This is a genomic window from Paenibacillus sp. J31TS4 (assembly GCF_018403265.1).
In the GTDB taxonomy this organism is placed as follows: Bacteria; Bacillota; Bacilli; order Paenibacillales; family NBRC-103111; genus J31TS4.
Genome location: NZ_BOSI01000001.1, coordinates 220167 through 243212, shown reverse-complemented (window position 1 = coordinate 243212; position 23046 = coordinate 220167). Strand labels below are relative to the sequence as shown.

General features: G+C 58.8%; 19 protein-coding genes. 4 read left to right on the top strand and 15 right to left on the bottom strand.

Annotated elements, in window-relative coordinates:
- Nucleotides 1-98: 98 nt before the first annotated feature.
- Nucleotides 99-536, top strand: coding sequence for an SgcJ/EcaC family oxidoreductase (locus KJS47_RS01150; protein WP_213522058.1), 438 nt, complete (start codon nt 99-101; stop codon nt 534-536).
- Between the two features lie 38 nt (nt 537-574).
- Here KJS47_RS01150 and KJS47_RS01145 read toward each other — a convergent pair whose 3' ends face one another.
- From KJS47_RS01145 to KJS47_RS01090, 12 genes are all read right to left on the bottom strand, one after another.
- Nucleotides 575-1084 (bottom strand): GNAT family N-acetyltransferase, encoded by a 510-nt coding sequence (locus KJS47_RS01145; RefSeq protein WP_213522056.1) that lies wholly within the window; start codon nt 1082-1084, stop codon nt 575-577.
- A 42-nt stretch (nt 1085-1126) separates the two neighbouring features.
- Complete coding sequence (gene map, locus KJS47_RS01140; RefSeq protein ID WP_213522054.1) at nt 1127-1873, bottom strand: type I methionyl aminopeptidase; 747 nt, start codon at nt 1871-1873, stop codon at nt 1127-1129.
- On the bottom strand, nt 1861-2481 hold the full coding sequence (locus KJS47_RS01135) for a TetR/AcrR family transcriptional regulator (RefSeq protein WP_213522052.1): 621 nt from the start codon (nt 2479-2481) through the stop codon (nt 1861-1863). The genes map and KJS47_RS01135 overlap by 13 nt, the downstream gene beginning before the upstream one ends.
- A gap of 230 nt (nt 2482-2711) precedes the next feature.
- Entirely contained in the window at nt 2712-4067 is a 1356-nt protein-coding gene (locus KJS47_RS01130; protein WP_213522051.1) for an MFS transporter, read from the bottom strand.
- A 16-nt stretch (nt 4068-4083) separates the two neighbouring features.
- The gene (locus KJS47_RS01125) at nt 4084-5724 is read right to left on the bottom strand and encodes an arylsulfatase (RefSeq protein ID WP_213522049.1); all 1641 of its coding nucleotides are present in this window, start codon (nt 5722-5724) and stop codon (nt 4084-4086) included.
- Nucleotides 5725-5833: 109 nt separating this feature from the next.
- Nucleotides 5834-6622 carry a GntR family transcriptional regulator gene (locus KJS47_RS01120; protein WP_213522047.1) on the bottom strand — a complete coding sequence of 263 codons (789 nt, stop codon included), beginning with the start codon at nt 6620-6622 and terminating at the stop codon, nt 5834-5836.
- Nucleotides 6623-7179: 557 nt separating this feature from the next.
- Nucleotides 7180-8043, bottom strand: coding sequence for an ATP-binding cassette domain-containing protein (locus KJS47_RS01115; RefSeq protein WP_213522045.1), 864 nt, complete (start codon nt 8041-8043; stop codon nt 7180-7182).
- Entirely contained in the window at nt 8040-9044 is a 1005-nt protein-coding gene (locus KJS47_RS01110) for a hypothetical protein (RefSeq protein WP_213522044.1), read from the bottom strand. The genes KJS47_RS01115 and KJS47_RS01110 overlap by 4 nt, the downstream gene beginning before the upstream one ends.
- The gene (locus KJS47_RS01105; RefSeq protein WP_213522042.1) at nt 9037-9615 is read right to left on the bottom strand and encodes an RNA polymerase sigma factor; all 579 of its coding nucleotides are present in this window, start codon (nt 9613-9615) and stop codon (nt 9037-9039) included. The genes KJS47_RS01110 and KJS47_RS01105 overlap by 8 nt, the downstream gene beginning before the upstream one ends.
- A 127-nt stretch (nt 9616-9742) precedes the next feature.
- Nucleotides 9743-10441 (bottom strand): hypothetical protein, encoded by a 699-nt coding sequence (locus KJS47_RS01100; protein ID WP_213522040.1) that lies wholly within the window; start codon nt 10439-10441, stop codon nt 9743-9745.
- A 1-nt stretch (nt 10442) separates the two neighbouring features.
- Nucleotides 10443-12617, bottom strand: coding sequence for a hypothetical protein (locus tag KJS47_RS01095; RefSeq protein ID WP_213522038.1), 2175 nt, complete (start codon nt 12615-12617; stop codon nt 10443-10445).
- Nucleotides 12610-13479, bottom strand: coding sequence for an ABC transporter ATP-binding protein (locus KJS47_RS01090; RefSeq protein ID WP_213522036.1), 870 nt, complete (start codon nt 13477-13479; stop codon nt 12610-12612). The genes KJS47_RS01095 and KJS47_RS01090 overlap by 8 nt, the downstream gene beginning before the upstream one ends.
- A 351-nt stretch (nt 13480-13830) precedes the next feature.
- Here KJS47_RS01090 and KJS47_RS01085 point away from each other — a divergent pair, with 351 nt between their 5' ends.
- Both KJS47_RS01085 and KJS47_RS01080 read left to right on the top strand, forming a co-directional pair.
- Nucleotides 13831-14898 carry an FUSC family protein gene (locus KJS47_RS01085; protein ID WP_213522034.1) on the top strand — a complete coding sequence of 356 codons (1068 nt, stop codon included), beginning with the start codon at nt 13831-13833 and terminating at the stop codon, nt 14896-14898.
- Between the two features lie 251 nt (nt 14899-15149).
- Nucleotides 15150-17408: a helix-turn-helix domain-containing protein gene (locus tag KJS47_RS01080; protein WP_213522032.1), complete on the top strand. Its 2259-nt coding sequence runs from the start codon at nt 15150-15152 to the stop codon at nt 17406-17408.
- Between the two features lie 39 nt (nt 17409-17447).
- On the opposite strand, the gene KJS47_RS01075 is transcribed toward KJS47_RS01080, so the two are convergent.
- The 3 genes from KJS47_RS01075 to KJS47_RS01065 form a co-directional block, all read right to left on the bottom strand.
- On the bottom strand, nt 17448-18311 hold the full coding sequence (locus KJS47_RS01075; protein WP_213522030.1) for a carbohydrate ABC transporter permease: 864 nt from the start codon (nt 18309-18311) through the stop codon (nt 17448-17450).
- A 12-nt stretch (nt 18312-18323) separates the two neighbouring features.
- Nucleotides 18324-19301 carry an ABC transporter permease gene (locus KJS47_RS01070; RefSeq protein ID WP_213522029.1) on the bottom strand — a complete coding sequence of 326 codons (978 nt, stop codon included), beginning with the start codon at nt 19299-19301 and terminating at the stop codon, nt 18324-18326.
- A 96-nt stretch (nt 19302-19397) separates the two neighbouring features.
- Entirely contained in the window at nt 19398-20933 is a 1536-nt protein-coding gene (locus KJS47_RS01065; RefSeq protein WP_213522027.1) for an extracellular solute-binding protein, read from the bottom strand.
- Between the two features lie 229 nt (nt 20934-21162).
- Here KJS47_RS01065 and KJS47_RS01060 point away from each other — a divergent pair, with 229 nt between their 5' ends.
- Nucleotides 21163-22983, top strand: a complete 1821-nt coding sequence (locus tag KJS47_RS01060; protein WP_213522025.1) for a right-handed parallel beta-helix repeat-containing protein — start codon at nt 21163-21165, stop codon at nt 22981-22983.
- Nucleotides 22984-23046 lie beyond the last annotated feature (63 nt).

Below are 23046 nucleotides of genomic sequence, written 5' to 3'. Positions count from 1 at the left end.
AAGTTGTTGTTGGTGTTAAGATGTTTTCGCAAATCAAGGATACCACATGGTTCGTGGCTTGCCACCCTATTTTATTTCAGAGAGAGGAAGATGCTCCAATGATCAACCGTCAAGAGGACCGGAACGCGATTCGCGCCTTATTTGCAAGTTTGTCCGAAGCATGGAACGAAGGGAACGGAGCCTTATACGGCGATTGCTTTACGGAAGATGCGGATTATGTCACGTTTATGGGACAGCATCTGAAAGGCAGAAACCAAATTGCCGATGTTCATCAAATGCTGTTCGCAGGTCCGCTGAAGGGGTCCGTCCTCGTATCGAGTAACTCGGATAACATTCAGCCCCGCTTTATCACGCCTGATGTTGCTGTCGTCCATGCGGTCGGCGAAGTACGGCTCGCGGCTCCTGCCCATGACCCTAACGACAGGGGATCGATCAACACGAATGTGGTCGTCAGGCAGAATGGAGAATGGAAACTGACCGCTTTTCATAATTGCCGTATACAGGAGATGCCGAAAGAAGCCCGTATAAGGGGATAAGGAACGAGCCCTCTCCTTCATCGGCCGCTCCCGCTGCTTCACTTAGTAACGGGAATCTCCTTTTCCATCACAAAATCATCCATGACGAATCCGTTTCCAATATCCGCAACTTGTTCTCTGACCTTTAGGAATCCTTTTTTCACATAGATCGCGATACTTGGATGGTTGTGACGATTGACCGTGAGCCAAATATGGCTTAGGTTTCGGTCCCGACCCAGCTGCTCAAGGAAGGCCAGTGCGTGGCTGGCAAAGCCTTTTCCCCTCTTCTCTTTGCCTATGTAGAACTTGCTCAAAAAGAGCTTCCCCTGCTCTTGTTTAACTGCCATATAACCGACATTGGCTCCGTCGTATTGGATAAGGTAATAGAGGTAGCTCTGGCGATCGATTTGGTCCGTGATTGCGGGAACCGATTGAAATTGGGCTATCATGTAGTCAATCTGCTCCGTAGAGAGCAGGGTTCCATAATACTCGCGCCAAATTTCCGCTGCCAATTGGGATACCGCCGCGATGTCTTCCGCCGTGTTCACTTGCGAGAACGTTAGCTTCATAATCTTGCGCCCGCCTTTCTCTCCTGCTCAGCCTGTACTTAACTATTGTGCGGTCAATACAATCGGGCCGTCCGCAGTTATGGCGATCGTATGCTCGTACTGCGCGGAAAGCGAGCCGTCAGCGGTTCTTGCGGTCCATCCGTCGGCATCAACCGTCATGAACGCTTTGCCGGCATTTAGCATCGGCTCGATCGTGAGAACCATCCCTTCCTTCAAGCGGAACCCTTTGCCCGGATTCCCGACGTGGGGATAATTAGGTTCCTCGTGCATCTCCCTTCCTACGCCGTGACCGAGCAGATCGCGAACTACCGAGAATCCGTTTTGCTCGGCATGGCTTTGAACCGCATGCATCACATCGCCGATCCGGTTTCCGACGACAGCTTTTTCGATACCAAGATATAGGCATTCCTTCGTTACCCGCATCAGTTTACGAGCTTCTTCCGACACCTCGCCGACCGCATAACACCAAGCGGAATCGCCGATCCAGCCATCCGCCTCCGCGACGATGTCGATTGTGACGATGTCGCCTTCCTTGAGCGGCTTCCGGTTCGGAAACCCATGTGCAATGACGTCGTTGACAGACGCACATGTCGCAAACGGATAGCCGTTGTAGCCTATCGTATAAGCCTTGGCACCATTCTCCTTCAGGAACCGCACCGCAAACGACTCGATATCGAGCGTCGTGACACCCGGCCGGATCATCCCAGCGATTGCTTGATGAAAAGCAGCGACAATTCGGCCGGCTTTTCTCATTTCTTCTATTTCTGCTCTCGATTTCAGGATGACCATTCCATTCCTCTCTCCTTTGCTTGTATGCCTGAAAAAATCATGTTGACGATCCCTTCCACATCGATCTCGCTTCCCATCTTGTGGTGGATGTTCAATGCTGCGCAGCCGACAAGCGAGCCAAATATCAGATTAGCTGTTTTCTCCGGCGATTCGGAATCGATACCTTCACGAATCAAGCTCACAAACGGCGAATAGATTCGTTCCTGAAAATCGGCAAACAGCTTGATGAACCGGTTTCCCGGGAATTGATGAAAATTATCTGCAACCGTTTTAAGCAAAATAAAGACGGAAGGATCCTGGGTGCACTTCCGCAGGAGCAGCCTCGAGAACGACTCAGCTTTAAGCATGCTGCCGCCGTCCCCTGTCAAAGCGGGGAGTACTGCCGACTCCGTTCGATTCAGGGCGTCCCACAGGAAATCTTCCAAAAGCATGTGCTTATTTTTGTAGTAATGATACACGGTTCCGTAGCCGAGCTCAGCCTTGACCGCAACATCGCGTATTTCCAATTGAATGCCCTTCTCCAGATAGACATCCGCAGCCGCTTGCATAATCTGGTTCATTCGCATCTCCCGGATCGCATCATTCTGTTCTTTGGTACGCGGTGACATGGCTCCTCCTCTTTTTAGACCTGCAGTAATGTCAATGTAAAAAGAATATACTTCATTTACAAGGAAGGATCAAGTCCTTCGATTCGCCCGTTTTTTCGAATCAAGGTGGATCCAGCCAAGGAATGGGGACAGGAAAAACGGCAGATCAAAATTCTGAACAGCCTGAAGGCCGTCCTCGGAAGGACGGCCCAGGTATAAACTATAACGGACAAGCAAAGCATTCGGCGCAATCAGAGCTTGGATTCGATACCGGCTCTCAGGCGTTCGGGTGAAACTCCGGCTCCGCGCATGTCTCCGCCCGCCTCCTCATCCTCGGCAATATCGGCACGGAACGTTTCCTTGGTCAGCAGCACCGACACGAACGAGATCACGCATGTCAGTATGCTGAAGCCTGCGACGAGCCATGGCGATCCACTGCCCGCCGTCAGCAGATAGGTCGCGATGAGCGGAGTGAATCCTCCCATAACCGACGATAGCTGATAGACAATCGACAGCCCGCTGTAGCGGACCCGGACGCCGAACATCTCCGTGAAATACACGGACTGCACGCTAAGCATGACGGTGGACCCCACATACCCAAGAACGAGCGCCAGCCAGATCAGCCCCATGCTGCCGGCGTTCAGAAGCAGAAAATACGGCACCGTAAACAGGACAAGAAAGAGGGCTCCGCCAAGGTAGACGGGTCGGCGTCCGACGCGGTCCGACAGGGAGCCGAAGAACGGGCTCAGCACCATCGCGACCGCCGCCGCGAGCAGGATGCCGTTCAGAGCGTCCTGTTTGGGAAGACCGAGACGCGTCGTCAGGTAAGAAATTGCAAAGGCGTTCGTTATATTGGCCGTCACCGACTCGCCCAGTCTTGCCCCGATTGTTAGCAGAACGCTGCGCGGATAAGATCGGAACAGCTCCAGTACCGGGAACTTGGCCTCCGTCCCCGTTTCCTTGACCTTCTCGAAAGCCGGCGTCTCGTTCACCTTGAGCCGAATGAACGTTCCGACGCCGAGCAGGACGAAGCTGATGAGAAACGGCAGCCGCCAGCCCCAGCTCAGGAAAGCAGCCTCCGGAAGAAGCGAAACGAGCGAGAAGACGATGGTCGCAAGCAGCAGACCTCCCGACGTCGCCGCTTGTACGAGGCCTCCCCAGAACCCCCTCTTCCTCCGCGGCGCATGCTCGATCGTCAGCAGAGCGGCGCCGCCGTATTCCCCACCCAGCCCGATGCCTTGAAAGAGCCGAAGCGCAACGAGAAGGACAGGAGCCCAGAGTCCGATGCTGTTGTAGGTGGGCAGCAGCCCGATCAGGAACGTGGAGCCTCCCATCATGAGCAGGGTAAGGATGAGGATCGCCTTCCTCCCGATTCGGTCTCCATAATGGCCGAAAATGATGCCGCCAACCGGACGGGCTATGAACCCCGCACCGAAGGTCGCAAACGAAGCGATCGTGCCGACGAGAGGGTCGAAATTGGGAAAGAACAACTTATTGAAGACAATGGCGGAGGCAGTGCCGTACAAAAAGAAATCGTACCATTCGATCAGAGCCCCGATAAAGCTGGCTCCGGCTACTTTGGACATGGACACCTTGCTTTGGCTCATGCTTGGGTCCCCCTTTTTACCGGTCTTGGTCTTCTTCCTCCCAGAATGCGGGTGTCGCCTGCTGTTTCTTCATCAGCTCCAGAACCTGTTCTCTCGGCAGCACGCGGCACCTAGCCGCCCACTCCTCATACAGCGCTTTCAGCTCCTTCACCTGTTCCGGATGTTGGACAGCCAGATCGTGAAGCTCCGTCCGGTCCTTCTCCATATCGAATAGCTCCCAGTCTCCGGGGTAGCGGCGGACGAGCTTCCACCGGCCGGCGCGGACTGCGGCATTCCCCTCGTGCTCCCAAAAGAGAGGCTTGGTCCGCTCCCCGTCTCTCTCAAAAAACGGAGCCAGGCTTTCCCCTTCCAGCGGAAGGACGGGTCTATTGTTGTACTCCGACGGATAAGCCGCCCCTGTCAGCTCAACGACCGTCGCCAGAATATCCGGCAGCTGTCCCGGAACGTGCCGGATGTCCCCCTTGGACCGAATGCCTGCTGGCCAATGGATGAGGAGCGGGGTGGCGATCCCTCCTTCATGCACCCAATGCTTATACAGCCGGAAGGGAGTGTTGGACAGATTCGCCCAGGCTGCGCCGTAGCTCTGATAGGTGGATTCGGGTCCCGGCATGAGGGACGGATCGTTGCCGAAGACGACGGGCTCTCCGGCCCTGGTATGCGTTTTGGCGATCTTCAGCGTCTCCTCCAGCTCCCGCGGCGAGACATGTGTCGGGATATCCTCTGCGCACGCTCCGTTATCCGAAAGGAAAAGGATCACTGTATTCTCCAGCTGTCCCGTCTCCTCCAGAGCCTGAAGGATCCGGCCGATGCCCTGGTCCATCCGGTCAATCTGGGCGGCGTACACCTCCATGCAGCGGAGCAGCCACTCCTTATGCTCGGCGTCCTCCCAGGCGGGCTGGGTCGGATCGCGGTCCGTAAGCTGCCAGGACGGATCGAGGAGACCGTCGTCCACGAGCCGCCGAAGCCGCTCTTCTCTCAGCCGGTCCCAGCCGGCGTCGAACCGGCCGCGGTATTTTGCGATGTCCTCATCCTTGGCGTGCAGCGGCCAGTGAGGAGCCGTGTAGGCGACATATTCAAAGAACGGGGTGCCGGGATGCCGCTCGGCATGCTCCCGGATATAAGCGGCCGCCTGATCGCTGATCGCATCCGTGTAATAAAAATCCGGATCCTCAGACGGTTCGTGCTCGATGTTCTCATTGCCTCGCGTCAGCGTATTCGGATCGTAATAGCTTCCGGCTCCTATGATCGTTCCGTAGAACTGGTCGAACCCTCTCTGCATCGGCCAGGAATCGGACGGCTGCTCGAGACTGTTCGCGATATGCCATTTGCCGCTCATATACGTCCGATAACCGCTTTCCTTCAGTACCTCGGCCATCGTAACGCAGTCGCGGTTCAAGTCCCCCGGATAGCCCTCTGGCCCCATATCGTAAGTCAGCACGCCGATCCCCGTCTGGTGCGGATGCAGGCCTGTCAAGAGCGAGGCTCGCGACGGGCTGCACCTTGCGGTGTTGTAAAACTGACTGAAGCGGAGACCGCCAGCCGCAAGGCGGTTTAGATGAGGGGTATCCACCTCTCCCCCATAACAGCCGATATCCGAGAATCCCATGTCGTCATTCAAGAGCAAGAGTACGTTCGGTCGATTGGCTTTTTCTTCCATTCGATTGGTCCTCCTTTAATCTTGGTCTCTTTCTTATGGCTTGGGAGCGAAAAGGTCCGACCCCAATGGCCGCGAACACTAAGAGCAGATAGGAACGGCTGGACGGTGCCTACAGGCTGCGGCCGGAGCCTGCAGACGCAGTGCCCCGAGTCAAATGAACGGCGTACTGAAAATAATCGGGGCGGTAAACCGCTTTCAAAAATTCGACCGGCGTTCGGTCGTCCCGATAGGTCGTCCGCTCAATAGACAGGAGAGCGGTGTGTCCGGGGACATTCAGCAGCTCCGCCTCATACGAGTCGGCGTTGACGGCGCTGATCGTCTGCCTCGCTTCCGAAAGCGGGATGCCCAGCTCCTCCTCCAGATAGCGGTACATGGCGATATGGAGGAGATCTTGCTTTTCAATTTCTTTGCCGATCGGAGGAGGATAATAGGCAAATTCAATCGCGATCGGCTTGTCGTCCGCGTAGCGGAGCCGCTTCAGCTCCCAGACGACCGGCAGACCGGCCCAGCGGAACGACTCCGGCAGCTCGGAGGTAAACCCTTTGTCCAGCAGCTTCGCGCCGGGCTCGTAGCCGGCCTCTTTCACAGTCTCCGTGAAGCCCATCAGCCGGCCAATCCAGTTTTCAGCCTGATTCGTCTTGACGAACGTACCTCGGCCCCTCTCCCTTACGAGCAATCCCTCGTCAACGAGGGATTGGATCGCATTGCGGACGGTTACCCGGCTGACGCCGTACCGCTCGACGAGCTCGTAATCCGTCGGCATCCGAAGACTATCTCCGCCAGCTCCTCTCTGCGTAATCGCTCTGCGAAGAATCTCTCTCAGCTGAAGATGGAGCGGAACGCCGCTCTCAAAATCGAGCTCCTCCTCTAGAGCAATCTTTTCATTTAATAGCATCATGAACGAGTCCTTTCCGGCGATTGCCAAATCCATATTGTATTATGATTTGTATTAATGTTAGTACAATTCAATGCAGCCCGCAAGACATTTTTTGGGCATTCCGTATGTACACTTTTCCGGGAACGTAAAAAAGCACCCTGCCAGGTGCTTTTCCGTCGCATTGCAGGCCTTCTCTCAATCCCCGCCTCCGCCACCATCGCCTCCGCCGCTCTCGCTGCCCCCGCCGTCGCAGCCGGTATCCGAGCTATGCGAGCTTGCGTGTGAGCTACCGTGTGAGCTTCCGTGCGTAATTCCGTGCGTAATTCCGTGCGTAATTCCGTACGTACTTCCGTGCGTACTTCCGTGCGTACAGTCGCGCGTACTATCATGGGACGTGTAGCCGTAGGAGTCTCCCCCTCCATCCCGGCGTCTCCGGTCGGATTTTCCGCTGTGTGAGACCGCGTCCACCAAAATCAAGACCAGGATCACTCCCACAATGACCAGAAATAGGACCATGTCCTTTCCCCTCCCTTCTCGTACCCCCTTATACGATAGAATTGTCGAAACGGTTGCGCGAGTTACCCGGCGGCGGCTCGGCGCCTCTGCAGCATCCGAATCTGATAGGCATCCTCCAGCGTGACGCTCTCCTCTTGCCACCCGGGCGCCGGTGGATGCTCCGCCGCAAGCCGGACCCGCCATTGGCCGTCCTCCCGTTTCCTCGCGAGCACCGCGTCCTCTGGAAGCGAATGCGCCTCGTTCTCCGGCAGCAGGCCCGACCAGACGGCGAGCGGTGCGGTCCGCAGCCACTCATAGGCGCTGCCCGCGAACAGCAAGCGGCCCTCCTCCAGCAGGAGGATGGTATCCGCGTGCTGCCAGGCGGCTAGCTCATGGGTGGTCACGATCACCGACCTACTGGCGGCGTACCCATCCAGCAGCCGGGCCAGACGGTTTCTGTGCATGGCGTCTAGCCCTTCCAGCGGCTCGTCGAGCAAGAGATAGTCCGGAAAGCCGAGCAGCGCCTGGGCGATTCCCGTCCGCTGGCGCTGTCCCTGCGACAACCCGGCGATCCTTCGGCTGCCCACGTCCGCGAGGCCCAGTTCCTCCAGCATCAGCCGTTCGTGCGCGGGATCTTCGATTCCTTTGAGCTCTGCCATATACCGCACAAACTGGCTGGGCGTCATATGGTCGTACAGCTCCAGCTCGGCCGGCAAATACCCGAGCGTGGCGCGGATTCGTGGAAGAGCTTCTGCCAGAGTGCCCTCCCGATAGACGATCCGGCCGCTCTCCGGCTCTTCGGCGGTCGCCAAGAGCCGCAGCAGCGTCGACTTGCCGGCGCCGTTGCGCCCGGTTACCAGCGTCAGTCCCGGCCCGATGGAGAGCGAGGGAATTTCCAGCTGGAAGTCTCCGGCGTCTCGGGACCGGACATTCTCCAGCCGGATCATAGCGAGGCTCCCTCTCGCAGCCGCAGCAGGCGCCGATAGGCCAGAATGATCAGGACGGCGCCCGCGGCCAGCCAGCCGGCCTCGAGGAGCAGGCCCGTCTGGACGGCAAGCGTCCGGTTCGCCACCCACTCGCCCAGCACCAGCTGGATCAGCCAGCCGGCCGCTGCGCTCGTTAGCGCAAAGCGCATGCCCCGCCGAAAGTGCAGGTAGGAGGACAGCCCGCCGATCAGTACGAGCGGGCTAAGCCATCGCAGCAGGTGGAGCGCCGTTTCTTGCCTGGAGTAGCCGTCCTCCAGAAACAGGGAGGCCATCATACCAGCGACAATGAAAGCCGCGGAGAGCAAAACGATCCGGCTCGTATGAAGCAGCCCCGGCGGATACGGGGCCACCGCTTCCACGGCTCTCATCCCGGAGCGGTTCGAGAGGCTGCTATAGCCGATTCCGCCGAGCAGGGCGGCCGGAAGGATGAGCGGAAGCAGCCCGCTCTCCCATCCGCTCCCGCCGATGCGCTCGCCGGCGAGCACCAGCATCAGCACGAGGGCGGCAAGACTCAGCCAGAAGGAACGGGAGAAGGTGCGCAGCTGCATCCGGTACAGCCGCAGCAGCGAAGGAGCCGCCTGGCGCCGGCGCACGGCGGACGCCGCCAGCAGACTGCGGCCGGCCGGTTCGCTGTCTCCGCCGTATGCTGCGATGCCGCCACCCTGCGGCTGGCTGGCGGCCCGTGCCCGCTCCATATGTGAAGCTGGCGGGGCGGTAGCCGGATCCGGCACTTCCATGCTCGCAGCAGGGTTCTTCAGCAGATCAAATTCTCCCTGCAGCTTCCCGATTAGGTCCCGCGTCTCCTCGGCCGTCGGCGTCTTCACGAGGTACGCAGACATCGGCCCTCGCAGCTCCCGTTCCAACGCCTCTTGTTCACTCAGAAGCTTCTCGTCGTCCATATCTTCCTTCCGAGAAGCACGGTCCGTCCCCTGCTGTGGGTCTCGCACGTTTCGATCACGCATAGGTCTGTCCTCCCTTCTTCTGGTCCGTCTTCCCCTTATCGGGGAGGAGCCGGCCTCTCAGCTTCCGCAAGGCGGAATACAAATTCGTCTTCACCGTATTGAGCGGAAGCTCTACGATTTCCGCAATATCCTGCAGCTTCTTGTCCTCGTAGAATCTCAGCACCACAATCTCCCTTTGCGCGGGAGGCAGGCTGCCGAGCGTGCTCAGCACCTCTCGCCTCGTTTCCTGCCGTTCATAGATCTCCACGATGGAGGGGCCATGAGCGGGCCGGTCCGCCTCTGCGAGCTCCGAGGCGAGTTCATTGCGGTAGCCACCGCTCCGCCAGTAATCCTTGCACAGGTTGGAGGCGACCCGGTACAGCCAGGGTCGCACAGCGGCGGGCACCTGGCCGGTACGCAGCTGACGGATCAGCCGAAGCAGCGTCTCCTGCACGATGTCCTCCGCCTTCCTCCCGTCTCCTAGCAGCCGCTCCACATACCGGTGAAGCGCTCCGTGATACCGGTGAACGAATGCTTCGAAGGCTGCCTGATCGCCGTCCGCCATCCGGCGGACCAGCTCTTCGTCCGTCATCCCGCTCCCCTCCTTTCTATTAAAGAGCTGCTGCTCTACTTTCCTAAGGGAGCTCTATGCTCCTCTGTCTGTCTTCCTCAAGGGCCTCTTCTTGCAGTAGGCGCAGCCCACAGGCAGCCCGTACCGTCTAATCGCCTGTGTCCTCCCTAACCCAGCGGGCTCTCCGCCCGATCCAATAGGTAGCCGCTCCGAGCAGAAGAACGGCTCCTCCCGTCAGCAGGCAGCGATTGAGCCAGAAATCCTCGTTCGTCTCGTGAGTCCCGTTTGTCAGCGTAAAAGGGCCCAGCAATGCGCCATGCGACAGGGCGTCCGCCATCCAAAGAGCCAGCCCGGCTGCGAGGGCCGCATAGGCCTTTTGGGAGGCAGTCACGGCCAAGAGGCAGACGGCAAGCAAGAAGACGGCCGCCGGCAGCAGCTGAAGCAGCGGCTCGTAGACGGCCAGCTCGCCCCCCACTGGACGGTCGGACGCGAGACCAAAGTGCCGTCCGAACAGCGCGCCGTTGCGCCAATAATACCCCGCCATCCAAACACTGTGGCCGGCTATTAGGAGAACGAGCGCTACTGCCGTCTTGCGCCACAGCATACCTTCTAGCGAGATCGGCAGGGAAGCGAGAAGCTCCGTACCGCCGCCCAGCTCCCGGGAAAATAGAATCGCGGCCAGCAAGGGCACTAGAGGCAGGAATGACAGCTCGCCCACCGTGACGAGCGAGCGCGGAAGCTCCGGGTCACCGCTCGCGGCGCCGGCTAGCCCAAGCAGGAAGTAACACGCCGCCGCAAGTCCCGAGACGCTGCGAAGCGCGTGAAGCTCATACCGCCATCGCTCCATTCTATCGGCCTCCCATCTGCTTGTCCCATTCCTCCAGCCAGCGTTCGTACGGAATGCGCGGGTATTCCAGCCCTTCGTCCGGCAGCTGGCGGACCGTCAAGCCTTCCCGGTAAAAGCCAGCCAGCAGCTTCTTGACCTCCGGCAGCTTCCCTCCGCGGATTGCCTTCTCGACAAGCTGGCGCATCTCTTTGCCATATGCGCGGTCTTCGCCCCGGGATGAGTCGCCCAAAGCGCCCGCGAAGTAAGGGACGTCTCTTAAAACTTCCTGCTCCGACATGCCCTTCCCTTCCCGGTAATAGAGATACAGCAGCAGATAACGAATCTCAGACACTACCGAGAAGTCCTCCGCAGGCATACCGGAGTAGGAGAACGTATGCTGGTCGGCATCGCCGAAGAGATACGCTTTTTGGGCGGCGAGCAGCTGGAAGTTGTCCAGATTATGCGATTTCGTCTGGGGGATGAACAAAGAACGTCCTTCCACGGTATTCGATCCCCTCGTGCCGCTGCCGCTCGGCGCCTGGAGATAGACGATCTGGCGGATGCCGTTCCCCTCCCTGACGGGCAGCCAGCTGTCGTAGTACGCGCGGATCTGCTGCAGCTTGTCACCGAACGCTTCTGCCTCGCGCCGGTTGCCGGGCGTCGTTACGATCGGCAGTTCCCCCGACTTGCCAGAACGGATCAGCGTGCCCGCGTAAAGCGAAACCCCGTCTGCTCGGCCGGACTGGAACACCTTGTCCGGTCCGCCGCCCGCTTCCTCCAGCGTGGCGAACACCTCGGTGCCGAAACCGTCCGTCCGTACTTCCCAGGAAGCGTCCCCGAACGTAAGGGCGTTATACCGGAGGCGTACCGGGAACAAACGGTCACCGCCCTCGTACATCGGCTGTCTGCCGGGATGCGGGTACCAGCCGGAGGCCGCCGGAAGATACAGCGCCTCCTTGGTGGCGATGGCGGCGTATCCCTCCTCAAGAGGAGACGGCATCCAGTCGTAGTCGGGCGCTTTGTAGCGAAATGTTATCGTCGCTTCTTTCCCATCCGCCCGCAGAGCTTCTTCTGCTATTGTGACCGTTTGACCGCCGCGATGAAAGGGCGCTGGCCGACCGTTCACAAGCACCTCATCGACGGGGAACGCCGGGTTGAGGGTGAACGGCACCTTCCCCGCCGGCAGACGATCCCGGCGGACCGTCAGTGCCGCCTCCAGCCGGACCGCGCCGGCCTCGTTGTCCCAGCGGACGGCGAGGCTGGCCTTGTCGACCGGGAACCGGCCGTCCGGCGCCTCCTCGCCGCCCCGGTCAAGCCCTGCTTCCTGCGCTTTGACAGCGAGCCGCTGCTGCCGCTCGTGCAGCTGTGAGCCGTATGGCCAATATGCAAGCACAGCGATGAGAGCAAGTGCTCCTGTCGCCAGCCTCCAGGCGGGCAGCGCCAGGCTCGGGCGCCTCTTGTGCAGGACGGCTCCCGCGGCTGCGAGCAGGAGGGCGGCGGCCGCCAGCTGGAAGCCGAGGATCCTTTTCAACTCTCCCCTTCCCGCCTTGATGCTCCATGCTTCCGTGGCGGGCATTCCGTCCTGGATCATCTGATGAAGCAGGAATGGCTTGAGCGCATACCAGCTCAGCCGGGTGACGACGAATTCGGACAGGAAGAACGTGCCGAACACCCACCCGCAAAAGGCGATGAGATAAACGACGCGGTTGCGGATCGCCACCGCCAGCAGCAGCGCGAGCACAAGCGTCACCAGGTAAGCCGTCTCGTGCTGGACGGCGAACCAGAGCAGCTCGCCGCGCAGAACATCCGCCGGCAGGCCGCTGCGGACACCGAACCAGCCATAGACGAGAGCCATAGCAGCGGGGAACAAGGACAGGTAGACCATGCCCGCTGCCAGCTTGGCCGTCAAAAGCGTGCCGGACGACACCGGGAGTCCGCCCAGCCATTCGTAGGAGGGCCGGTCGAGATCCCGGCGCACGCTCGTCACCCCGACCAAAAACGGAACGGCCAAGCTGAGCGTAAATTGAATACGCTGAAAGTCCATTGTATATAAGTAGAGATCCTGCGACTGAGCCGGAGACATGGACGACAGAGAGGATGCCATCCATAGGCCGAGTAGAACCGGCAGCGGCAGCAGCAGCCAGCTGCTGAACAGATGGCGGCATTCCAGGCGGAAGGCAGCGAGCAGCTTACCCATCCCGCTCACCTCCCAGCAGCGCGAGATACCCTGCCTCCACGCTCGGCGGCACCAGGACGGCGCCTAGCCCAGGTGACTGCTCGGCCACTATCGTGCAGCGGACGACTGCTCCTTCCCTCCGGCTGGCCACTACTCGGTGGGGCGGCAGGAGGGCGAGCTCGCGCTCCGTCACCTCCATCTCCCACACCTTGCCGTCGGCATGTCGCTGCAGCTCTCTCAGCGGTCCGCGGAACGCCAGCTGCCCCCGGCTCAGCACCGCCGCGGATTCGCAGCTCGTCTCGATGTCTGCCACGATGTGGGTCGACAGCAGCACGGTCCGGTCGACACTGAAGCGGCTTAATAGATTGCGGAACCGGACACGCTCTTCGGGATCCAGCCCGGCAGTCGGCTCATCGACGATCAGTAGCTGCGGATTGCCAAGCAGCGCCGAGGCAATGCCGAGCCGCCTCTTCATGCCGCCCGAGTACGTGCGTACCTTGGCTGATGCCTTCTCGGTCAGATGGACCTGCTCAAGGACGTCCTGGACCTGCTTTCGCCGGTCAGCCGCATGGCGAATGCCTTTCATGACGCCGACATAGTCCAGCAGCTCCCGGCCGGTCATCGACGGGTAGAATTGGATGCTTTGCGGCAAATAGCCGATCACCTTGCGGATGTCTTCCGGGCGTTTGAGTGTATGGCCGTACACGGAGACTTCGCCGCTGGTCGGTGGAATCAAAGTGGCGACGATGCGCATGAGCGTCGTTTTGCCCGCTCCGTTCGGGCCCAGCAGGCCGTACATGCCCGTACCGATCGTCAGGCTGACGTCGCGGAGCGCCCAGTCGTTCTTCGTATAGCGTTTGGATAGTTGGTCGAGTTGAATCAATGGTCGCTCTCCTTAGCGTTCGTTTCATACCGGTATGTACAAGCATAACGGATAGCTCCGCCAAAAAGTTTGCGCCCCCTGTATGTTTTTTCTTCCAACTGCCAATGGCGAGGCAACAGGTGTCAAATGTGGAGCATCAGCTGTTAATTAGAAGAGAAAAGGATGATAGGTTGGACCTCATCGAAAGCAAATTTCTCACGTTACGAATATGTTATATTATATAACATAGTTAAACATTTTCTTCTTTTTATCTTCCATATAGATAACACATACATTCCATACCCATCGCTTTTTGCGAGCCGATCATGCTATGCTAACGGTAAATCTCCAAGAATAGGCGGTGTTCCCGACATGTTCGTAGGTATGCGTGTCATCAAAACGGTCATTGCAGTCGGACTGAGCATCGCTGCCGCAAGAGCGTTGCGGCTCGATCCTCCCCATTTTGCCGGAATCGTCTCCATGCTGGCCGTTCAGCCGTCCCTCTATCGTTCCTTCGCGCAAGCCATGTCCCATATGGCCAGCGCCCTGTTCGCCGCCTTGTTCGGGATCGGCATGGCGCTTCTGTTCGGCAATTCCTCGCTCACGATCGCCCTCTCTGTCCTTCTCGTCATGGCGCTGCACATCGGGCTTGGACGTACCATCTCGCTCCAGCTCGCCGTTATCGTAGGCATCAATACGATGGGAACCGCCACCCAGCTGCACGGCTACGCGGCGAGCCATCAGATTCTGCTCGTCCTGATCGGCATGACCGTCGGCACTGCCGTCAACGCGGTACACCGGCCAGTTCACCAGGAACGCCAGGAGGGATTGCTTACCAAGTCCGAAAGCATGCTGCGGACGCTTCTCCACTTCATCCAGCTCGACCTTGAGGCCGGCAGGGTGACCCCTTATAAACCTATAATGAAGCGCCAAATCGAGGACATTCGCGCTTATATCGAGCAAGGGCATGCGGTATCCGGTCTGATCCGCGAAGACCGGCGGTTCACCCGGAGCGAGGAGCCTGAGACCGGGTCCATCTTCCGCAGCTACGAGACTATGATCGAGCGGATCCGCGATCTGAGCAAGGCTCTGCAGAGAGTGGATATCCGGCATGCGGAAGCCGTTCGCCTGGCCAGGGCGATCGGCCTCGTACTCCAAGCACAGGAGCGGATCGCTTCGGGCCGCACGATCCGGCCGGGCCGAATCTGCGCGGTCCTGCGTCCCGTCTTGCAGGAGACGGCTGGCGACCCGGAATCCCTACGGGCATTGTTCCCTTACTATCAGGCTTACGAAGCGCTGGCGGACTACACGCGCGAGCTTCATGCGGCCCAGCCGTCCCTCGTTCAACTTGACGTGGCGTTCGCCCGCCCCCTCCCGGTCCGGCCAGCCGGGCGCTGGACCGGATCCCCCTTCTCGTCCGCATCCGTCAAGCGAAACTAGCCCGCTGCTCCCGGATCAAACCGCCGAATCGCGTAAACCCGCCCGAAACAGTCTCCCTTCCTCTTCCTCCTCCTCCCCTTCCATCCGGGCAGCGCGCCGAGGCGCTTCCACCTGCCGGCGGACCACCGGTCCGACCCGGCTTTTCCTTTTCCTATTCCTTCTCTCGTTACTTTTATGTAAAGCGGTTCCACCGGGTTGGTTGTTGTTGTAAACTTATCCAATAACCCCCCTGACCGAAGGAGTCCCGGCGTATGCTAGCGTATTTGCGGAAGTACAAACCGAATTCCTTATTCTACAAGCTGCTGTTTCATTTTTTTGCCGTCATTCTGCTGCTGACGTCCTATAACGCATGGTCGCTCACTTATTACAACCGAAGTGTCGACAGCGAGGTCGTCACCTACAACCGGACGATCATTCGCAATACGGTAGACAGCCTGGAGCATCAATTCACGGTATGGCAGGGCCTGCTGCTCAGCCTTCAGTTCGACGAACGGCTCCCGCAGCTCGCTCAGCAGGGCCGGGAGAACGGCAAAGCGTCGCTCGACTACACACTCGTCAACCAGGTGATCGGGCAGCTGCGATCGCTGTCCTCGAATCCGAGCTATCTGTTCGACAATGTAATGGTGCATTTCAAGCAGCTGGGCTTCTTCCTGGACAAGGAGAGTCTGATTGATGCGGACCGGATGTTCGAGCATTATTATGCAAGCGACTCCTATCCGCTCGCCTATTGGCTACGAAAGGACGGCCTCACCTCCGATCTGACCCCCTCTCCAGCCCGCCTGTTCCGGATGGACGCCGGAAACCGGACCCGGCTGCTCATGCCGGTCGAGCTGAATTTGCCGGGCAGCGCCTGGAGCATCGTCGGGATGGTCAACATGGACCGTTGGTACGCCGGCACCAGAGGCATCGCCGATTCCCAGCTGTTTATTCTGAAGAACGGCACTCAGTCGCTCTTCCAGACGGCACCGGATGCCGAACCCGCCGCCCTCCCCGCCTGGGACGGTGTTTCCCGGTGGCAGCTTCTGGAGGATACTTATTATTTCTATGAGCGGGGTGACGAAACAGGCTTCACCTATGTGACCGCGATCCCTCGTTCGCGGATGAACGCGAACCTGTCCCGGATGAACTGGCTGGCGCTCGGACTGTTTACGGCGACGCTGCTCTTCGGCGTGCTCGCCTCGTTCCTGTTCAGCCGCAGCATCAACCGGCCGCTTAAGCAGATGATGGCCGGCATTGGCTCGGCGGAGCCGGTCGCTGCGCGAACCTCCATCCGCGAATTCAATGCCATCTATGAACAGATCAGCTCGCTGCTTAGGGAGAAGGACCAGATTTCGCAGAAGCTGACGAGCAGCAAGTCTCTGTTGACCCATTACAGCTACATGGCGCGCCTCAAAAATCTGTATTTGCATCTCCGGGAGGCCAAAGAGCTGCTCATTGCCGAAGGCGCCTACCTCGTCGTCGTCCACCAGCTCCGCTACCGCCCCTCCCGGCTGCGGACGCTCAATCTGGGAGACTCCCTCTCCAAGACGACGGGCTCTGTCGGAGATCTGATCGATCTAACGATCCGGCAGTCATACCCGGTTAGCTACACCATCCAGATGGAAAGCGACCAGTTGCTGACCGTCCTCTATACGAACGAGCGCTCCGAGCAGCTGGCCGCCTGCCTCGGTGAGCTCAAGCGCGTGCTGGACCAGGACACGGGCTATTATGTGGCGACATTGGCTGTCAGCCCCCTGACCACCTCCTCCGCCGGGTTCCATCAAGCCTACGAGGAAGCGATTCATCTCCTGAAGCAGGCGCGTCCCCTCGGAGAAACGCAGATATTGTGGGAGCCTCGCGAGGCGAACGGCAGCGGCCCGATCGGACTGACGGCCGATCAGGAACAGGCGCTCGCGGTCCAGCTGCAGGCGGGCCACGCCGCCGGCTGTCTCCAGCAGCTCGACCGGATACTGCAGGAGCTAGGACGCGGGGATTCTACTGCCCACCAGCTCCGGCGGGCCGCCGAGGCGATCGCCGGCCTCGCCCGCAGGACGGTGGAACAAACCCGTGCCGAGCTTCCCGAGGCGTTCGCCGGCATGCCGGACGTGCTGGATGACTGCTTCACTGCGGAGGAGTACCAGGCGGCGCTCGGCGCCCTGCTGACCGAGTCCGCGGACACCATCCGCTGCAAGCGAGAAGAGAACAGCGACCTGATGCATATGGTAAGAGCGTATCTGGAGACCCATTACGCGGACGAGATCTCGCTCGATTCGCTGGCCGACCGGCTGCAGCTGACGCCGAATTACTTGTCCATGACGATCAAGGAGAGAACCGGCAAAACGTTCAGCGAGCAGCTGAACGAGATCCGGATAGCGAAGGCGAAGGAGCTGCTGGAGCAGACGAAGATGACCATACAGGAAGTAGGGGAGCGGATCGGGTACCGAAACGCCACCTCCTTCAACCGTATGTTCAAGAAAGAAACGGGGATGCCTCCCGGCGATTACCGGAAGACGGTGCTGCGCAGCGGATAACTTGGACGGCTGCCCTTTCCCGGCGGGAAAGGGCGGCCGTCAGCCTTTTACCGAGCCTATCATGGCTCCTTTTACGAAGTACTTCTGAATGAATGGATACACGAGCAGTATCGGCAGCGTGGACACCATGATCGCCGCATACTTCAACGCATTTTCCACGATGGTGATCTCGCCGCCTATCGGGCCTTCGCTGCTCGTCAGCTCTCCGGCCAGCACGATGTTCCGCAGATGAAGCTGGAGCGGATAGAGCTCATGATCGCGCAGGTACAGGAGCGGACCAAGGAAGCCGTTCCAGATGCCTACGGCGTAATAGAGGCCGATCGTGGCCAGCACCGGCTTGGATAGTGGAAGCACAATGCGGAACAAAATGCCCATCTCGGACAGGCCGTCCAGCTTGCCCGATTCCTCGAGCTCCTGCGGGATGCCGCGGAAGAACGTGACCATGATCAAAAGGTTCCAGGTGGCGACCGCTCCCGGCAGGATCATGGCGCCAATCGTATTGACAAGACCGAGCTCGCGAACGACGAGATAGGTCGGAATCATGCCTCCGTTGAAGAACATGGTGAAGACAACCATAAGCAGGAACGTCTTGTTGAGGATCATGTTACGCTTGGACAGCGAATAGGCGCCGAGTGAGGTGACCAGGAGACAAGTGGCTGTCCCGAGCGTCACGTAGATCAGTGTGTTTTTGTAGCCGGAGACGATCCGGCCGTCCTGGAACACGTACCGATACATATCCAGATTGAACTCCTTCGGGAACAGCCACACCTTCCCTTCGGCGATCGGGCCGGCGCCGCTGACCGAGACGGCCAGCATATAGACGAACGGATAGAGACAAGCGATCACGACGCCGGTGAGCAGGACGGCGTTGAGCGCGTCGAACCAGTTATAGCGCTGCTTCATGCTGGACCCCCTTTACCACAAGCTGTTGTCGCTTACTCTTCTGCTGAACCAGTTAGCCGACAGGATGAAGAGGAAGCTGATAATGCCCGTAAACAGGTCGATGGCCGTCGCGTAGCTGTAGTTCGCGTTCGTCAGGCCGACCCGGTAAACATACGTGCTGATGATGTCCGCCTTGCCATACGTCACTGGCGTGGCCAACAGGAAGACTTTTTCGAAGCCGATCTCCAGTATCTTGCCGATGTCGAGGATAAGGATGATGACGATGGCGGGCGCGATGCCGGGCAGGGTGATGTGGAGCGTCTGCTTCCACCGGTTCGCCCCATCGATTCGGGACGCTTCATACAGCTGCGGATCCACCGCGGAGAGCGCCGCGAGGTAGATAATCGTCCCCCACCCGATATGCTGCCAGATGTCGCTTGAGACGTAGATGGTGCGGAACCAGTCCGGCTCCACCATGAACGTGATCTTGTTCAGGCCGATCGCTTCGAGGACATGGTTAACCAGTCCCCCTGTCGGCGAGAGGAACATAACGATGATCCCCGCCACGATGACGTTAGAGATGAAGTGAGGCAGATAGCTGACCGTCTGCACGAATCGTTTGAGGAAAGCGTTGCGCACCTCGTTGATCAGCAGTGCCAGCAGGATCGGTGCCGGGAAGCCGAAAACCAGCTTGTAGAAGCCGAGCAAAAACGTATTGCGAAGCACCGGGAAGAAATCCGGGCTTTCGATAAACAGCTTGAAGTATTTCAAGCCCACCCATTCGCTGGCCCATATGCCCTGGAACAGGCTGTAGTTTTTGAAGGCGATCACAATGCCGAAGATCGGTCCGTATTTGAAGATCAGGTAGTACAGCAGGCATGGCAAAAAAAGCAGAAGCAGATATTTGTCGCGTTTCAGATTGCGCAGCCAGGGATAGCGGGCCGTTTTGGCTTTGCGCGCGGGCGTTCCCCTGGTCTGGGGCTTGCCCGGAACCGCACGATAAGTCGACATGGTCGTTTCCCTTCCTTCGTCTTGAGGCTCTGGCAATTCTTCTATAGAGAGGAGAGAAGCCTCGCAGTCGAGGCTTCCCCTTCCCTTTCGCTGCCGTTACTTTTTCTTCACGAACTGCTGGGCACGGTCATAGGCCGCCTTATGCGTATCTATTACCTTCTGGATGCCCATCTTTTTGATTTCCGCGACATAAGCGTCCCACTCGTCGAATTTCTTCTGCCCCAGAATGAACTTGGACACCTGCTCATCCATGTACTTTTTGATAGCCGTGTTGGTCAAGTTCATTACCTCGTTCTCCGCATCGGTGAAGGCGAGGCGAGGCTGCAGCTTGGCCTCGTTCCCCTGCTGAATCTGGACCAGCGCCTTGTTCAGCTTCTCGGTGTTCATCGGCTCGTACGCCTTCATGTCCACAACGGTATGCGCCCCGTAGGTGGCGATGCCCGTCTTGGTCCGCAGATCGCCCATGCCGGCGAATTCGGGCTTGAATTTGCGTTTGCCGTTCTCTACCGTATAGGTCTCACCCTCCTTGCCCCAGGTTGCCATATCGATCCCCTCGGGCGAGTACAGGAAGTCGAGGTAGCGAAGCGCCGCGTCCTTGTTTTTGGAGTTGGAGGCAACTGAGAAGCCGTTCGTGAGGTAGCCTCCATACGCGTTATAGGGTTTGCCGTTCGGCCCGCCTTTGGGCGGCACCATATAATCGAGGCTGAACTCCTCCGGTGTTTTCTTGATAATAACCGGGATTTCATCCATCGCTCCGATATAGTCGCTCGCCATAAAGCCCTTATTCTGCGCGAGCAGATCGTTGAACTGGTTGCGCTTCATCGCCATGAAGTCCGGCGGAATGAGGCCATCCTTATAGAACTTGTTCAGTACGATCAGCATTTCCTTGAAGCTGTCCTCGATTGGACCGTACCGCCATTCGTTCTTATCGAAGTCGATGTAATTGCCGAACCAGGTATTGAAGGCGGGCGCGATATTGGTCAGAGGTGTCAGGCCGTCGTAGATAACGACCGGGTAGCTGGACGGATACAGCTCCTTCAGCTTCTTGGCGGTTGTGTACATCTCATCCCAGGTCGCGGGAGGCGTCAACCCGTGCTTCTTGAAGATGTCGTCGCGCAGCAGCCAAGAACGGCGGGACTGCTGCTCGAGGCCGTAGTGAGGCAGGTAATAGCTTTTGCCGTCGGGCGACAGCACGATTTCCTTTATGTCCGGATGCTCCTCCAAAAACTTCTTGTAATTCGGCATTTTGTCCAAATGATCGAAGAAGTTCACGAAAGCGCCGCTCTTGCCGTTCGTGTTGGCCACGTTCAGGCTTGGCACGATCATGAGGTCCGGCATGTCTCCCGAGGAGACCGCCAGGTTCAGGGCGGTCGTATAGTCGCTTGACGGCACCTGTACCTTGAAGTCGATGTTCGTCTTTTCCTTGATGTACTTGTAAATCGGCCAATCCTGCTTGTAAGGCCAGGCGGAGTGCTGCGCGATCATCATATTCAATGTGACCGGCGTCTCCGGCTTGCCTGTCGTAGCGGCCGCGGCCGGCGGCTGCTGTTCCTCTCCTTTGCCGCAGCCGACTGCGGCGGCCAGCAGCGCCGCCGTTACAGTCCAAACGGCAAGAGATTTTCCTGTTTTCATTCAACCCTCTCCTCTATTGAGATCAGCTTGCGGATTTGACTTGCAGCTTTGACTTTAGCGCAGCCACCCCTTTTGCCGCCATTCCCTATCCCTATAATCCCTTCCCTTTTCTCGCCACCGTAGAAAATGGCAAGGATCGTAGAAGGAGGCAATCGAGCCAAACCGCGTCTTATGCTATGCTAAACTCGCTCTTCCCCCTATTCCATCCAAATTAAGGAGGCAGAACCGAATGGATCAAAACCAAGGCTCCCCGGAGCATCTGGGGACCGACCGCCCGTTAAGCCGCAGAAAGCTGCTCGCCGCGATAGGAACAGCGAGCGCCGCCGCCATGCTGGCCGGATACCGGGTCAGCGCCGCCCCCGGGCCAAGCGTGACGGATGCCGTATATGGCGGAAGCTCTCCTGCCGTGCAGGCGAATGTGCCAATGCTCCTCGCCACCACGATTGCCCAGCTGAGAGCGATCCGGCAGACCGCTGTCACGTTTCTTTATTACATAACGGACCGAGAGCAGGAAGGCTTCTATGTTTACGACGCGGCGGACACCGGTTCGGCGGACAACACGGGCACCGTTATTGTAAGCGCTTCCGGTGCTAGATTCAAACGGATTTTGGACAATCACGTGGTGAATGTCAAATGGTTCGGCGCCAAGGGTGACGGAACCGCGGACGACTCCCCTGCGTTTCAGGCTGCGCTGGACGAAGCAGTCCGGCTCGGCCAGGCCACTGTCGAAGTACCGGCCGGCACTTATCGGATGACCAAGGAGCTCTACATATTCCGGAATACTCATCTGAAAATGGACAAGGGAACGGTTCTGCTGCGGATGCACGACGGCAACCTGCTTCGCAATTACCGGGCGTCCGATGTATTCTATGGCTACGAGGGCAACGGGAATATCACGATTGAAGGCGGCACGTTCGACAGCAACGCCGTCAATTATCCCCGCGTCTGTAACGGCATGGCGCTGGCACATGCCGAGCATATCACGCTTAGAGGGGTGACGATCAAGGATACGCAAAGCGGGCACGGCATCGAGCTGACCGGCGTTCGCCACGTCCTGATCGAGCAGTGCCGCTTCGTCGGCTTTATGTACACCTCGCAATATTACTGCGAGGCGATCCAGCTCGAGCCGGCGCTTAAGGCGGGCTTCATCGGCCAGGCGGCCGACCATACGCCCACGCACCACGTCACCGTGCAGAACTGCTTCTTCGGCGCGAGCGGCACGCCGGGCACCGTTCCGTGGCCATGCGGCGTCGGGGCGCATGGCGCATACCCCGACGCCTATTTCGATCATATCATCGTCCGGGACAATGTCATGGAGAACAGTACGTATTGGGCCATCCGCCCTTTCAAATGGAGAAACTCCGTCATCAGTGGCAACCATTTGAAGCGGGTCGGCGGAGGCATCTTCGTCTCGACGCCCGCAGCCGGGTCGGCCTCCTCCAAGGACGACAACGGAGTCGCCCACCCGGTCCAGCCGGCCAGCACGATCGTCATTGAAGGCAATATTCTGGATCAAGCGACGAACAGCGGCATCTATGTCGAAGGGTTTCCCGAGGGAAGCGGTGATAAGGTCGTCATTGCTAACAACATTATGAAGCAGATGGACGGGCATTTCATCAGTCTGAAATGCTTGGATACAATCGTGACGGGCAATGTATTCGAAGGCGCCAAAAAGAACGGGATTGTGGCCGCCGACTGCACAAGGGTGCACATTGCGGACAATCTGCTTAAGAATGCGGCCTGGCACGGAATTCAAGTGACGACGTCCAAGCAGGTCGTCCTCTCCTCCAATACGATTACGAATGCCGGGCAAGCAGGTGACGGTGCCTATGACGGCCTCTCTCTTACCGGCTCGGGAACCGATTATCGCGTCATCGGCAATACGGTTCGGACGGAGCAGGGAGCCAAGAAGCTGCGTCATGGGCTGCTCGTTAGCTCTGCGGTAACGAGACTCACGAGGCTGCAGAACGATCTGCGCTGCGGGGCGATTAGCGGCAATTTGAACGATCAATCGGCCAGCCCTGTCACGACATCCGAGGACTTGGCATGAGCACATCCAGCGGATAGCGCCTCTCGCCTGTCCACTGGGAAGGTGTCGGGAATATTGCAGTAG